13 protein-coding genes and 1 riboswitch are annotated in these 15,531 nt (G+C 30.5%); of the genes, 12 read left to right on the top strand and 1 reads right to left on the bottom strand.

The annotated features are described in order from the left end of the window. Positions 1–56 precede the first annotated feature (56 nt). The 6 genes from ACI48P_RS19425 to mreB all read left to right on the top strand — a co-directional run bounded on the left by ACI48P_RS19425 (position 57) and on the right by mreB (position 5,531). The gene (locus tag ACI48P_RS19425; RefSeq protein WP_475218790.1) at positions 57–794 is read left to right on the top strand and encodes a YwmB family TATA-box binding protein; all 738 of its coding nucleotides are present in this window, start codon (positions 57–59) and stop codon (positions 792–794) included. A 21-nt stretch (positions 795–815) separates the two neighbouring features. Continuing rightward, positions 816–2,069, top strand: a complete 1,254-nt coding sequence (gene murA, locus ACI48P_RS19420; RefSeq protein ID WP_475218788.1) for a UDP-N-acetylglucosamine 1-carboxyvinyltransferase — start codon at positions 816–818, stop codon at positions 2,067–2,069. A 73-nt stretch (positions 2,070–2,142) separates the two neighbouring features. After that, entirely contained in the window at positions 2,143–3,171 is a 1,029-nt protein-coding gene (spoIID, locus tag ACI48P_RS19415; RefSeq protein ID WP_475218786.1) for a stage II sporulation protein D, read from the top strand. Between the two features lie 198 nt (positions 3,172–3,369). Continuing rightward, positions 3,370–4,026, top strand: coding sequence for a peptidoglycan DD-metalloendopeptidase family protein (locus ACI48P_RS19410; RefSeq protein ID WP_475218784.1), 657 nt, complete (start codon positions 3,370–3,372; stop codon positions 4,024–4,026). A 99-nt stretch (positions 4,027–4,125) separates the two neighbouring features. Next, positions 4,126–4,392 carry a sporulation transcriptional regulator SpoIIID gene (gene spoIIID / locus ACI48P_RS19405; protein ID WP_475218782.1) on the top strand — a complete coding sequence of 89 codons (267 nt, stop codon included), beginning with the start codon at positions 4,126–4,128 and terminating at the stop codon, positions 4,390–4,392. Positions 4,393–4,505: 113 nt separating this feature from the next. Continuing rightward, positions 4,506–5,531 (top strand): rod shape-determining protein MreB, encoded by a 1,026-nt coding sequence (gene mreB, locus ACI48P_RS19400; protein WP_475218781.1) that lies wholly within the window; start codon positions 4,506–4,508, stop codon positions 5,529–5,531. Positions 5,532–5,624: 93 nt separating this feature from the next. Here mreB and yyaC read toward each other — a convergent pair whose 3' ends face one another. Further along, positions 5,625–6,134 (bottom strand): spore protease YyaC, encoded by a 510-nt coding sequence (gene yyaC, locus ACI48P_RS19395; RefSeq protein WP_475218779.1) that lies wholly within the window; start codon positions 6,132–6,134, stop codon positions 5,625–5,627. A gap of 358 nt (positions 6,135–6,492) precedes the next feature. Beyond that, positions 6,493–6,598, top strand: a riboswitch (SAM riboswitch). Positions 6,599–6,744: 146 nt separating this feature from the next. On the opposite strand from yyaC, the gene metK reads away from it, so the two are divergent. The 6 genes from metK (at position 6,745) to secA (ending at position 15,521) form a co-directional block, all read left to right on the top strand. Next, a complete protein-coding gene (metK, locus tag ACI48P_RS19390) occupies positions 6,745–7,938 on the top strand; it encodes a methionine adenosyltransferase (protein ID WP_475218777.1) in 1,194 nt (397 codons plus the stop codon). Positions 7,939–8,053: 115 nt separating this feature from the next. Next, complete coding sequence (recD2, locus tag ACI48P_RS19385; protein WP_475218775.1) at positions 8,054–10,276, top strand: SF1B family DNA helicase RecD2; 2,223 nt, start codon at positions 8,054–8,056, stop codon at positions 10,274–10,276. Continuing rightward, entirely contained in the window at positions 10,261–11,013 is a 753-nt protein-coding gene (locus ACI48P_RS19380; RefSeq protein ID WP_475218821.1) for a ComF family protein, read from the top strand. The genes recD2 and ACI48P_RS19380 overlap by 16 nt, the downstream gene beginning before the upstream one ends. Before the next feature lie 621 nt (positions 11,014–11,634). Continuing rightward, positions 11,635–12,183, top strand: a complete 549-nt coding sequence (hpf, locus tag ACI48P_RS19375) for a ribosome hibernation-promoting factor, HPF/YfiA family (protein WP_475218773.1) — start codon at positions 11,635–11,637, stop codon at positions 12,181–12,183. 219 nt (positions 12,184–12,402) lie between these two features. Beyond that, positions 12,403–12,744 (top strand): DUF5658 family protein, encoded by a 342-nt coding sequence (locus ACI48P_RS19370; protein ID WP_475218771.1) that lies wholly within the window; start codon positions 12,403–12,405, stop codon positions 12,742–12,744. A 101-nt stretch (positions 12,745–12,845) separates the two neighbouring features. Next, a complete protein-coding gene (gene secA, locus ACI48P_RS19365) occupies positions 12,846–15,521 on the top strand; it encodes a preprotein translocase subunit SecA (protein ID WP_475218769.1) in 2,676 nt (891 codons plus the stop codon). Positions 15,522–15,531: the final 10 nt, after the last annotated feature.

Here is a 15,531-nt window from a genome sequence, read left to right as displayed (position 1 = left end):
TCCTTAAAATTGTCAATAATTTAAGTATAAACTGATAATTTCAAGGGGGATTTTTTATGAAAGCTATTAAGTGGGTTACAAGCTTTATAATATTGATATTAATAGGAGTAGTTATCTCCTACGCTGATATAAAATCAAATAATAATCAAGATAAATTCATAGAAACATTTAATAATACAGAGGCAGATTTTAAGTTCTACAGTATAAAAGCAAATGCGACAATAAACTACGATATATCAAAAGAAGAGACGATAGATATATTCATGGAAATAATTAACAACATGGGCTTAGAAGAGAGTGATATAAAGTGGGAAGAAAAATGGAACGATGATGAAAAGCAGGTATTTGCTCAAATAAAAACGGAAGAGAAAAGCATTTCCATAGCTGGAAATAAAAAAAATAATAATGAGTCTTACATAATGGTTGACATATTAGACAATAAAGTATATAAAAATATAGTGGATATTTATAATATAATTGAAAATACACTAAAAAAACACACTTCACAGCTAGAAATGTATACATGTATAGCTGGCGAATACACAAAAAAGTTACAAATAAATAAATATAATGATATTTTAGAAAAAATATTATATAATATGAGTGCTGAAGAAATAGACAGAGTACAAGAAGACAACTTTGTATCAGTAACAGCATATAGCAAATTATTAAACGGAAATTACTTAGAATACTTAGGAAATAAGATAAATTTAAATATAGGATTAAGGTATAGCGAAGATGAGGAGAAAACACTCATATATATGGCTACACCTATAATAAAGCTAGATTATTAATAATGAGGAGAGGCAAGCAATATGTCAAAAATAATTGTTAAAAAGAGTAACCCACTTAAAGGTAGTGTTAAAATAGATGGAGCAAAAAATGCAGTTTTACCAATAATAGCAGCAACATTATTAGGAAACGGAACATCAGTGATAAAAGGAGTTCCAAACTTAAGAGACGTACATGTAATATCAGACTTATTAAGACACTTAGGAGCAAAAGTTGAATATAACGACTGTACATTAACAGTTGATGCAAGTAATATAACAACATGTGAGGCTCCATATGAGCTTGTAAGAAAGATGAGAGCATCTTTCTTAGTAATGGGACCATTACTTGCTAGATTTAATAATACGAAGATATCTATGCCAGGAGGATGTGCTATAGGAACTAGACCTATAGATTTACATCTTAAAGGATTTAAATGTTTAGGTGCAAAAGTAGAAATGGATCATGGATTTGTTGAAGCTACAACTGAAAAGTTAGTTGGAGGAAAGTTATACTTAGATTTCCCATCTGTTGGAGCTACAGAAAACATAATGATGGCAGCTGCTCTTGCAGAAGGGACAACAATAATAGAAAATGCAGCAGAAGAACCAGAAATAGTAGACTTAGCAAACTTCTTAAATGAAATGGGAGCTAATGTTAAGGGAGCTGGAACTAACACTATAAAAATAAAAGGTGTTAAAGAATTAAAAGGTGCAGAGCATACTGTAATACCTGATAGAATAGAAGCAGCAACATACATGGTAGCAGCAGCTATGACTAAAGGTGATATAGTAGTAGAAAATGTAATGCTAGAGCATTTAAAGCCAGTAGTGGCTAAATTAAAAGAAGCTGGTTGTGAAATAATAGAGATGGACAATGCTGTAAGAGTAATTGGGCCAGAAGTTGTAAAGCCTATAGATATAAAGACTTTACCACACCCAGGATTCCCTACAGATGTTCAAGCTCAATTTATGGCTATGTTAACAATAGCAAATGGTACAGGTGTAGTAATAGAAACTGTATTTGAAAATAGATTTATGCATGTGGCTGAATTCAATAGAATGGGAGCTAACATAAAGATAGAAGGAAGAAGTGCTGTAGTAAATGGTGTAGAACAATTACACGGAGCGAAAGTAAATGCTACAGATTTAAGAGCAGGGGCTGCATTAATATTATGTGGTCTAATAGCTGAGGGAGAAACTCAAATAGGCGAAATATATCACATTCAAAGAGGATATGTTGATATAGATAAGAAAATAACTGCTTTAGGCGGTAATATAGAAATAATAGAAGACTAATATTAATGTAATAATATAACAGGGTTGTTCATATACTTTAAGGACAAGGTTGATACCAAGGAGGAAAATGTATATGAAGAACCCTTTAGTTGTTTTGGGAACCGTAGTATTATCCTGTATTGCTATACCTATATTAATAAGTGTAGTATCATACAGAAGTATTGAAGCAATAGATAAAGAAAAGACTACTTCTAATATAATAAAAAAGCCTACCAAAGAGGTTATAAACTACGATACTGTAGATAAAGAACCTCCAGTAATAAACATCTACAATGCTCAAACCAAGAAAGATATGGCTATGGATATAGAGACCTATTTATATGGTGTATTATCAGGGGAAATGCCATCTGAGTTTGATATAGAAGCATTAAAAGCACAAGCTGTTGCAGCTAGAACCTATGTAATGTATAAGCAAGCAAGTGGAAATCCAGCTAAACATAGTAATTCGGTTGTATGTACTGATTACACTCATTGTCAAGAATATAAAAGCTATGAGACTTTAGCAAAGTCTAAAGGTGAAGAGTGGATGAAAACTTCCTACGCTAAAATTAAGCAAGCAGTAGATGAAACAAAGGGTCAAATCACAACATATGAAGATAAGCCAATACTTCCTCTATACTTTTCAACATCATCAGGTAAAACAGAAAATAGTGAAGAGGTATTTTCTGATAAATATACATATTTACAATCTGTAGATAGTCCATATGATAAATACTCACCAAAGTATGTTTCAACACTTAAAATAAGCAATAAGGATTTTGTTAGTGCTCTTAAGAAAAGTTATGCAGGCATTACTATAGATGAAAATAATTTAAGTAGTCAAATTAGTATAACTGAAAATAGTACAGGTGGAGCAGTTGAAAAGATAAAGGTAGGCAATAAAGAGCTTACAGGAAGAGATATAAGAAGTCTTTTTAATTTGAATTCTGCGAATTTTGAAATAAGCTTTGAAAAGGATTACATAGATTTTGTTGTTAAAGGATATGGTCATGGTGTAGGGATGAGTCAATGGGGAGCAGAAGGTATGGCTCAAGATGGATATTTATATTATGAAATCTTAGGTCATTATTATACAGGAACTACAATTAAAGACTTATACTAGAACTTTATATAAAGAGCCTTTAGAGAATTTTAAAGGCTCTTTTTCTTGTATAAAAAAGAAGAGAATATCATTATTGAAGCAAATCAGATTTTTTATTAAAAATAACCAAATTATACATACAAAAATATACATAAAATGTATAAAAATAGAAATACGAGACAACAATACAAATACATAAATATATTTCGGAGGTGCTGTATGAAGAAAAAACTATTAGAAAAAGATGGTTTTTATTTGGCTTTATTTGTATGTGTTTGTTTAGTCGCTATAGGTGGAGTTTGGTTTACAAGCAAAAGAGTAGATAATTTAGCTTCAAACGATCTTACAAACAAAGATAAGGAAGATGAATTACATTTAATACAAGATGATAAAGATGGTGCAATTCCAACTGCAACAGAAACAGAAGAAAATTTAGAAAAAGCTAAGGAAAAATCAGCAAGTACAAATGATAAATCAAAATTAAGTTTTATAGGTAATAAGGTAACAAGAGAATACTCTGATAAAGAACCAAGTTATTCAAAAACTTTAGACGTATGGGAAGTACATAAAGGTTTAGATGTAAGTGCAGACAATGGACAAGAAATCAAATCATTATTTGATGGTACAGTTGTAGATGTATTTAATGATGATAAATATGGTATGTCAGTAAAAGTATCATATGATAATGATGTAGTTGTAATCTATTCAAACCTAGATAAAAATGTTTTAGTTAAGAAAGAGGATAAAGTAAAACAAGGACAAAGTTTAGGTAAAGTAGGTAACTCTTCCGCTGTAGAAAGTGAAGAAGAAGTACATGTTCATGTGCAAGCGTTTAAAGGCGCGGAGTCAATAGACCCAATGAGTTTAATTAAATAAAAAAAATATAACAGACTTAATCAATTTGATTAAGTCTGTTATATTTTTTTGCCAAATCACATATATATCATTAAGGCTAGTATGTGAGGGGGGGAAGTTTTGAGATCGCATATAGAAGAGAGAGCCATAGTTGTAGCAAAATATATTTTAGAAAAAAATACTACAGTAAGACAAACGGCTAAAACCTTTGGAGTTAGCAAAAGTACAATCCATAAAGATGTTACAGAACGATTAGAGGAAATAAATCCATCTCTTGCGAAAGAAGTTAAGATGGTTTTAGAAAAAAATAAATCCGAAAGACATATAAGGGGTGGCATGGCTACTAAGCTAAAATATGAAAAAGGAACTGAGGAAAATGTAGGTTAATACCTACATTTTTTTCTTGACTAAAATACTGTTTTTGTATATGTTGTATAATAGGAGTAATTAACTATATGTAATCGTTTAGATAAATTTTAATGCAAAAAGGAGTTGGAAAAATGGCTAGAGCTGACATAGGTATAGATTTAGGAACGGCTAATGTACTTGTATATGTTAACGGAAAAGGAATTGTATTAGAGGAACCATCTGTTGTAGCGATAGAGAAAAATACAAATTCTGTTCTGGCAGTAGGATCAGAAGCTAGAAAAATGATAGGAAGGACACCAGGAAACATAGTGGCAATAAGACCACTAAAAGATGGTGTGATTTCGGATTACGATGTAACAGAGAAGATGTTAAAGTACTTTATTGATAAAGTAGTAGATAAAAGAGGATTTGGAAGATTCTTCATGCCAAGAATAATGGTATGTGTACCTACAGGAGTTACTGAGGTAGAAAAAAGAGCAGTAGAAGAAGCTACAAGACAAGCTGGAGCTAGAGAAGTATATATTATTGAAGAACCTATAGCAGCGGCAATAGGGGCAGGAGTAGATATTTCTCAACCTAATGGTAGCATGGTAATAGATATAGGTGGAGGAACTGCCGATATAGCTGTAATATCTTTAGGAGGAGCTGTGGTAAGCGAATCAATAAAGATCGGTGGAGATAAATTTGACGAAGCTATAGTTAGATATATGAGAAAGCAACATAATCTACTTATAGGTGAAAGAAGTGCGGAAAAGATTAAGATAGAAATTGGAACGGCATTCAAAAGAGAAGAAGAAAAATATATGAAGGTAAGTGGTAGAAATTTAGTTACTGGATTACCTGAATCAATGACAGTAGGGTCATCGGAAATATTAGAAGCTTTAGAAGAATGTGTTCATCAAATAGTTTTATCAGCTCACACAGTGCTTGAAAAGACACCACCAGAATTAGCAGCAGATATTAGTGACACTGGTATAATAATGACAGGTGGAGGTTCTTTATTATACGGGTTAGATAAGAGAATAGAAGAAAGTACAGGAATCAAGGTTTTATTAGCTAATGAACCTTTATCTTGTGTTGCAAAAGGAACTGGAAGTGCATTAGGTTCTCTAGATCTACTTGAAACGGGTGGAACATTTAAAAGAAGAAGAAAATAATATAAAAAAAGTCCTATTTTTATAGGACTTTTTTTATATAATGAAGGAGAGTAAGTTAATAAATAGTCTGACATTGTATTTTGATTTAGAATCTTAAGTAGCAAGCAGTAAAGATAAGGCTATAGTTTCTGCTAATTCTAGAATGAAACTAAGTCTTACATTATTAAATGAAAATTTATTATTTTCATCAATCTTATCTACTATGCCTACAATTGAATAGTTACCTATTTGAGGGAGTTTCTTGCCCACACCTTTTCCAGGCAGAATAGGGCCTTTTCTTATTTGTATATTGCCTATATTATTTTTTGATCCTAAACAGGCATCTATAGCCAAGAAGTTACCATTAGTATGAGTGTCTTTAATATAGTCTATAGATTCATATATATTTAAAGCATGAATAGGGTTATCTAGTGTACCGTAAACAGGATATTTAAAATCACTATTTTTTAACATGGTCCCAACTAAAGGTCCTAGAGCATCACCTATAGCTCGATCTGTTCCTATACAAACAACTACAGTATTTTCATCGATTATATCTTTAAGTGTCAAGCTTAACGCTTGAACCACATTTTCTTTTTTATAATTTATCTTGGCTAAATACATAGGAACACCCCCTTCAAGAAAATATATGAAATCACAGTATAAAAAAGAACCATATTTAATATGCGTTAAAATAATACCTGTACTTAGATTTTAATTTTTATGATAATTAATATTTATGCTTAGTAAAAATGACTATTAAATTTAAATATATACATAAAAAATCAATAAAGCCTTACTGTAAAACTGAGAATTATATTTATATTTATGTAGGGTATACTCTTTATAGAACTTAAAGTATTGAATGATTTGAGGTATATATGTAATAAGAAATAAGAAAAATAAATAGGTATTGACATGTAAATAAAAAAATAGTAACATAGATTTTAGTGATAAACAAAATAGAATATAAATCTTGATTACCTTATCAAGAGTGGCGGAGGGACAGGCCCTGTGAAGCCCAGCAACCACCCATATTTGGGAAAAGGTGCTAAATCCTACAAGATGAAAATCTTGAGAGATGAGGTTAGTTAATTAATATAAATATACTATGCTAATTAACCTCTTCTTAAAGTAGAAGAGGTTTTTTTATTTGTATAAGAAAATTAAGTACTCTTAACATAAGGTAAAATATAGATTATTAAATTATTTATATATTTAGGAGGAAAATATTATGGCAAGACATTTATTTACGTCAGAATCAGTTACAGAAGGTCATCCAGATAAAATATGTGACCAAATATCAGATGCAATATTAGATGCATTATTAACAAACGATCCATCAGCAAGAGTTGCTTGCGAGACTACAGTTACTACAGGATTAGTACTTGTAGCAGGTGAAATAAGTACTAATACTTATGTAGATATACCAAAGTTAGTTAGAGAAACTGTAAGAGAGATAGGATATGATAGAGCGAAGTATGGATTTGACTGTGACACATGTGCAGTAATAACTTCTATAGATGAGCAATCTGGAGATATAGCAATGGGAGTTGACGAAGCTTTAGAAAATAGAAGCGGTGAACAAACAGAAGATGAAATAGAAAAAGTAGGAGCTGGAGACCAAGGTATAATGTTCGGATTCGCATGTAATGAAACTCCGGAATTAATGCCTCTTCCAATATCTTTAGCTCATAAATTAGCAAGAAGATTAACAGAAGTTAGAAAGAATGGAACGCTAGAATACTTAAGACCAGATGGAAAGACTCAAGTTACAGTTGAATACGATGGAAACAAAGTAGTTAGAGTTCATACAATACTTATATCAACTCAACACGGAGAAGAAGTTGATAATGAAACAATAAGAAGAGACTTAATAGAGCATGTAATAAAAGCTGTTATACCTTGCGAATTACTTGATGAAGAAACTATAATATACATCAACCCAACAGGAAGATTCGTTGTAGGTGGACCACAAGGAGATACAGGTCTTACTGGAAGAAAAATAATAATAGATACTTACGGAGGATACTCTAGACATGGTGGAGGAGCATTCTCAGGAAAAGATCCAACAAAGGTTGATAGATCAGCAGCTTACGCTGCAAGATATGTAGCGAAAAACATAGTTGCTGCAGGACTTGCAGATAAGTGTGAAATAGAATTAGCTTACGCAATAGGTGTAGCTAAGCCATTATCTATATTTATAGATACTTTTGGAACAGGAAAGGTTTCAGAAGAATTATTAGTAGAATTAGTAAATAAAAACTTTGATTTAAGACCAGGTGCAATAATAAGAGACTTAGACTTAAGAAAGCCTATGTACAAAAATGTTGCTGCTTACGGACACTTTGGAAGAACTGATATAGACTTACCATGGGAAAGAACTGATAAAGCAGAAACATTAAAAAAAGAAGCACTAGGACAATAATTTTTTAAGAGGCTGAATTTTTTCAGCCTCTTTATTTTATTGCTTATAAAATGTATAATAATTACAAATTAAGAGTAATAATATAGAAGCATTATTTGTTTGTAGGAGAATATATATGGAAAGAATTGAAGGAATGATAAGTGATATAGTATTTAAAAATGAAGATAACGGATATACTATAGCTCATTTAGCAAATTCTAAGGATGAAGTTGTCATTGTAGGATGTATGCCAACATTATCAGTAGGAGAAAGTATAGAGGTAGAAGGTAAATGGATAAACCATAAAGTTTATGGGACGCAGTTTGAAGTTAATAAATTCATGCCAGTAACGCCAACTTCATTAGAAGGAATTTATGTTTATTTATCATCTGGAATGATACATGGAATAGGCGAGAAAATGGCAAAGAGGATAGTAGATAAGTTTGGAGTAAATACCCTAGACATAATACAAAATCAGCCAGAAAGACTAGAAGAAGTTGAAGGTATAGGAAATAAGAAAGTAAAGCAAATTGTTAAGAGCTATGAAGAAAATAGGGAACTTAGGAATATAATTATTGAGCTATCACCATATGGTATAACTCCTAATTATTGTTTGAAAATATATAAAAAATATAAAAATAAAGCTATAGATGTAATAAGTAAAAACCCATATAAACTAGCAGAAGATATAAGGGGAATTGGTTTTAAAATAGCTGACAATATAGCAAATAAAATTGGAATAGATAAATATTCTAAAGACAGAATCTCGCAAGGTATTTTATTTACTTTAAGCCAATCTTTAAGCAATGGACACACATATTTACCTAAAAACATACTGATCCAAGACGCATCAAAATTATTAGAAGTAGAAGCTCCTATAATAGAAGAATGTATTATGGGATTAGCCTATGATCAAAAAATTCATATAGAAAAAAAAGGCAATGAAATACTAACATATTTATTACCGTATTATATGTCTGAGAATGGAGTTTGCAAACAAATAATTAAGTTGTCACAATGTGAAATAGATGATTTGAATATAGATATAGACGAAGAAATTAGAAGAGTTGAAAAAGAAGAAGATATTAAACTAGCACAAAATCAAGCTTTAGCTGTAAAGGAAGCTATAAATAGTGGTGTAGTAGTTATAACCGGTGGTCCTGGTACAGGTAAGACAACTACAATAAATACAATTATTAAGATTTTTGAAAATAATGATAAAGAGGTACTTTTAGCAGCTCCAACAGGAAGGGCGGCTAAAAGGATGAGTGAAACATCTCAAAAAGAAGCAAAAACTATACACAGACTTCTTGAGATGGGATATGCAACAGATAGTGAAGAATTGTCTTTTTTAAAGGATGAAGAAGATCCTATTAAAGCAGATGTAGTAATTGTAGATGAAGTATCTATGGTAGATATATTACTTATGTATAGTTTGCTGAGAGCTATAAAGCCTGGGACTAGGGTAATATTAGTTGGAGATAGTGATCAGCTTCCATCAGTAGGCGCAGGAAATGTACTTAAGGATATTATTGATTCAAATATAATAAAAGTAGTTAGGTTAAATGAGATATTCAGACAAGCTCAAGAGAGTATGATAGTTGTCAATGCACATAGAATTAATAGCGGTCAACCTCTTCATTTAAATACAAAGGGAAAAGATTTCTTCTTTATAAGAAAATCTACCAATGAAGAAATCATGGAGGAGATAATAGGATTAGTAAATGAAAGGCTACCTAAATTTTATAAAGTAGATAAGCTTAAAGATATTCAAATACTAGCTTCCATGAGAAAAGGAGATTTAGGTGTCACTAACTTAAATAATGAATTACAAAAGCATCTTAACCAACCTGGAAAATTTAAGGTAGAGGAAACTTTCGCAAAAAGAATATTTAGGGTTGGCGATAAGGTTATGCAAATAAAAAATAACTACACTAAAAAATGGGAAAATGAAGACAAGTCAGAAAGTGGAGAAGGTATATACAATGGTGATATTGGATATATCTATCATATAGACAAAGACAAGAGAACAGTGTATGTGCTATTTGATGGAACTAAAATAGTATCTTATGGGTATGATGAACTAGACGAATTAGATCATAGTTTTTGTACCACAATACACAAGAGCCAAGGTAGTGAGTTTCCTGTAGTTGTTATACCAATAACTTGGGCTCCACCAATGCTGTTAAGCCGTAATTTATTATATACAGCTGTAACAAGAGCAAAAAAACTAGTTGTACTAGTAGGAGATGTAAAGTACTTAGAGTATATGATTAAAAATAATAGAACAAATGACAGATATTCCAATTTAGCATATAAACTTAATAAATTTAAAGAGGAAGGATTGTTATTAAAATAAAAAAAGTCATTAGTGAACTTATAGATTTTATCTATCCCGAAAATATAAGCTGTATAATTTGTGATAAACCGATTAAAAAGATAAATACTTATTCTATGTGCAAAAGCTGTTTTGAGGAGTTACATTTTATTAAGGATGGTTGTGTTAAGTGCGGAAAGCCAATAATTAATAATATTTTAGAAGAACAGCATATAGAAGGATGTAATTATTGCTTAAAGAAAAACTTTTATTTTGATAAAGCTATATCTTGTATCGAATACAACGATATAAGTAAAAGGATAATATTAGGTTTAAAATATAATAATAAAACCTATATGAGTAGGTATATTGCATCTATAATATATGAAAAATTAAGCATAGAGTATATTAAATTTGATTATATATTATTTGTACCACTACATAAGAAAAGACTTAGAAAAAGAGGCTTTAATCAAGCACAAAAAATAGCTAGGTATTTGAGTGAATTAACAGATATAGAAGTTATTGATTGTATTAGTAGAAAAAAATATACTAGGATGCTTTATAGTTTAAATAAAGAACAAAGAACACAAGAATTGAAAAATGTATTCGAGGCAAATAAGAATATATATAACCTAGAAAATAAAAATGTATTATTAATAGATGATATATTTACTACAGGTTCAACGGTAAATGAAATATCAAAACTGTTAAAATTAAATGGTATAAACCAAGTATTTGTAATGACATTTTTGACTAAAAATAGTGATGCTACTTAATGCAATAAATTACTATTGACATATTTGCATTAAAATATTAGAATAGATAAGTAATATTTAGGTCTGTGGTTGAAAGTCCAAGCCAGTCGCAGGCAAAGGGATCCACGTAAGTTAACGCTAAAAATTGAGTTAATGATCATGGTGCGGCTTAGAAGTAAGACCTACCGATACAAAATCGAGAGAGTTAGTAGTGCGGCGAACCCAAGCGAACCCTCCAGTAGGCGAGTGTGGGGTCAAAAACCAGGTCAGCTAGATATTATAAAAGTACCTAATAGGTGCTTTTTTTTTACAAAAAAATATTAAATTATGACATAAATACACAAATTAATAACAATGTATGGTGATATTTGTGGATAGTGTAAAGTTTATAAATGGCTAAAAATACAGTGTATATATACTTATTAACAATTTTATCCACATTATCCACAGGCTATTGTGTTAATATTAATCCACATATTATGAATAAATAGTAAGAAATAAAGAAAAAATAAACTTCTTTTAGTTGAATATAATGATTTATAAAAGTAAACAATAAAATTAAAGGATTTGATGATAGAACGAAGAATATATTTATAAAGTATAAACTTCTTTATACTGGTATAACTGAAGGGAGATGTTCTTATGAAAATAATAATATCTGGAAAGCAATTAGATTTAACAGATGGAATAAAAAATGCTATAGAAGAAAAGATAGGTAGATTAGATTATTACATTCATCCAGAAACAGAAGTAAAAGTTACAGTGAGTGCAAAAAAATCTAGACAAAAAGTAGAAGTCACAATAATACCTATAAGTGGACCTATAGTAAGAGCAGAAGATAGTGAAGAAAATCTATATGCTGCTATAGATGTTGTATATGATAAATTAAATAAGCAATTAAGAAAATATAAAAATAGATTACAAGATAGACATCAAGGTAATGAAAGCATTAGATTTAATGATGCTGAATCATTAGATCATAATGTGGAAGATTACGATGATAACGATCAAGAAATAGTAATAGAAAGACGTAAGAAGTTTGATATGAAACCTATGAGTCCAGAAGAAGCAGTGCTACAAATGGAACTTATAGAACATGACTTCTATATGTTTAGAAATATAGATACTGATGAAATATCTATAGTTTATAAAAGAGAAAATGGTGGCTATGGAATAATAGAACACGAATAGAAATTTGAATATTAAAATAACAAAGCTATTGATATTTAAATATATCAGTAGCTTTTTAAGTTGGAAGCAATAATACATATAATTATACTTTAGTATAAAATATAGTAATAATGATGTAGTCTTTTTAAATAATTAATCATACTTGTGAGTAATAGGTATGAAAATAGTAAAATAATACCATTATATTAACCATAATAAAGTTTATTTGAGGTGGATATAATGGAAAACTTACAAAAAAGATGCAGTATATATAATGGATTTTTAATACTTATATTTTTAAACATATTTGATGGTATCGCAACATACATAGGGTTAAAAAATGGATTTTATATAGAAGAAAATATTATATTAGATTATATATATCAATATAGTAGTATTATGTTTATTGTGATTAAAATTGTATTACCTACTATAATTTTATCAATTTTGATGGTTATTGTAGGAGAGAAAGTTAGTAACCTAATTAAGGGTATGCTTTATTTTAGCAACACCATATATTTGTTTCTGTTTATTTACCATATAGCTTTATTTAATATAGCTATCAACCTAGCGAAGGCTTAATATTGCCTAGGGATTGCTATATTCTTTTATTGTATTAAATGTAGCATATTTATGGTAAAATGTATAATAGTATAATAATTGCGCGAGGAGAGATGTTGAACATGGGTTTTCTAGATAATTTATTTAACATGGCAGATAAAAAAGAATTAAAAAAGTTCAATAAAATCGTTGATAGTATAGATTCATTAGAACCTAAATTTGAGGCGATGAATGATGCTGAACTTAAAAATATGACTAACATTTTTAAAGAAAGATTAAACAACGGTGAGACTTTAGATGATATATTACCAGAGGCTTTTGCAGTAGTTAGAGAAGCATCTAGAAGAACATTAGGTATGAGACAGTATAGAGTTCAGCTAATAGGGGGGATTGTTCTTCATCAAGGTAGAATAGCAGAGATGAAGACTGGTGAAGGTAAAACATTAGTTGCAACAGCACCGGTATATTTAAATGCTCTTACAGGTAAAGGGGTACATGTAGTTACAGTAAATGATTACTTAGCAAAGCGTGATAAAGAGCAAATGGCTAAACTTTATGAATTCTTAGGAATGACTATAGGGGTAATTGTTCATGGACAAAATCCTAAAGTAAGACGTGAGCAATATGCATGTGACATAACTTATGGTACAAATAATGAATATGGGTTTGATTACCTAAAAGATAACATGGTTATACATAAAGAACAAATGGTTCAAAGAGAACTAAATTATGCAATAGTGGATGAGGTCGATTCTATATTAGTAGATGAAGCTAGAACTCCTCTTATAATATCAGGACCTGGAGATAAATCAACTCATCTATATGCAGATGCTAATACATTTGCATTAACTTTAAAGCCAGATAACTTTGAGATAGATGAAAAACAAAAGTCGGTTTCATTAACTGAATCAGGTATACAAAAAGCAGAAGTTTATTTCAATGTTGAAAATATAACAGATGTAGTACATATGGAGCTATACCACCATATAAATCAAGCATTAAAAGCTCATAAGATAATGAAGAGAGATGTTGATTACGTTGATAAAGATGGAGAAATAGTAATAGTAGATGAATTTACAGGAAGACTTATGTTTGGTAGAAGATACTCAGAAGGTCTACATCAAGCAATAGAAGCTAAAGAAGGATTAAGAATACAAAGAGAATCTAAGACCCTAGCAACAGTAACATTCCAAAATTACTTCAGAATGTACAATAAACTTTCGGGTATGACAGGTACTGCTAAAACAGAAGAAGAAGAATTTAAAGCAATATATAGAATGGATGTTGTACAAATTCCTACTAACAAACCAATTTTAAGAGAAGACTTGGCTGATGCAGTTTATAAAAATGAAATGGGTAAATTCAACGCTGTTGTTGAAGATATCGTAGAGAGAAGTAAGGTTAAGCAACCAGTACTAGTAGGTACAGTATCAATAGAAAAATCTGAATTATTATCAGCTTTATTAAAAAGAAAAGGAATAAAGCATGAAGTATTAAATGCAAAGCATCATGATAAAGAAGCAGATATAATAGCACAAGCTGGTAGATTAGGAGCAGTTACAATAGCGACTAACATGGCAGGTCGTGGTACAGATATCGTTCTAGGAGGAAATCCTACTTTCTTAACTAAGAAAGAAATGAAGAGATTAGGTTATGATGAAGCTGTAATAAATAGAGTAGATTCACCATTAGAAGGTCTAGAACAAGAAGGAAATGAAGAGATATTTGCAGCTAGAGCTGAATACGAAAAATTATATAGCAAATTCAAAGCACAAACAGAAGAAGAACAAGAGCAAGTAAGAAATGCAGGTGGTTTAGCTATTATAGGTACAGAAAGACATGAGTCTCGTAGAATAGATAACCAGTTAAGAGGACGTGCTGGTCGTCAAGGAGACCCAGGTAGCTCAAGATTCTACATAGGATTAGATGATGATCTTATGAGATTATTCGGTAGTGAAAGAATTTCTGGAGTAGTAGAAAAAATAGGTTTAGAAGATGATATGCCAATAGAGCATAAGATATTAAGTAAATCTATAGAAGGTGCACAAAAGAAAGTAGAAGGTAAAAACTTCGGTATAAGAAAGCATGTACTTCAATACGATGATGTAATGAATAAGCAAAGAGAAATAATATATGCTGAGAGAAGACGTGTTCTAGAAGGTGAAAACCTACAAGAGCAAGTAGAAAATATGATTCATGCATTAATAGAAGGTGCAGCTAGTGTTTATACTGATGAAAACTCTGTAGTAGACATAGATGGATTCAAAGGATATCTATATGGATTATTCTTACCAAAAGGAAGCATAGAAATCCCTGATATGGAAAAACTTAGTACATCAGAAATAATTGAAAAAACTTATGAAGTAGCAATGAAGATATACAAGGCTAAAGAAGAAGGTATAGGATCTGATAGAATGAGAGAAGTAGAAAGAGTTATACTTCTTCAATCTGTTGATAGCCATTGGATAGATCATATAGATGCGATGGATCAATTACGTCAAGGTATTGGTCTTAGAGCGATAGGTCAACAAGACCCAGTTGTAGCATACAAAATGGAAGGTTTTGATATGTTCGACGAAATGACAAAACATATTCAAGAAGATACAGTAAGATATCTATTTAACATAACAATAGAACAACCTGTAGAAAGAAAACAGGTTATAGATGTAGAACATCTATCTTCTAACTCAGAAAATGAGCCTGCTAACAAGACTGTTAAGAAGGATGATCAAATAGGAAGAAATGATGATTGTCCATGTGGAAGTGGGAAGAAGTATAAGAAGTGTTGTGGTAAATAGTTTGGAGGTT

It is taken from the genome of Romboutsia sp. LXY-2, assembly GCF_056171995.1.
Note: the sequence above shows the minus strand (reverse complement) of the source record. Positions and strands in the feature narration are given on the sequence as shown.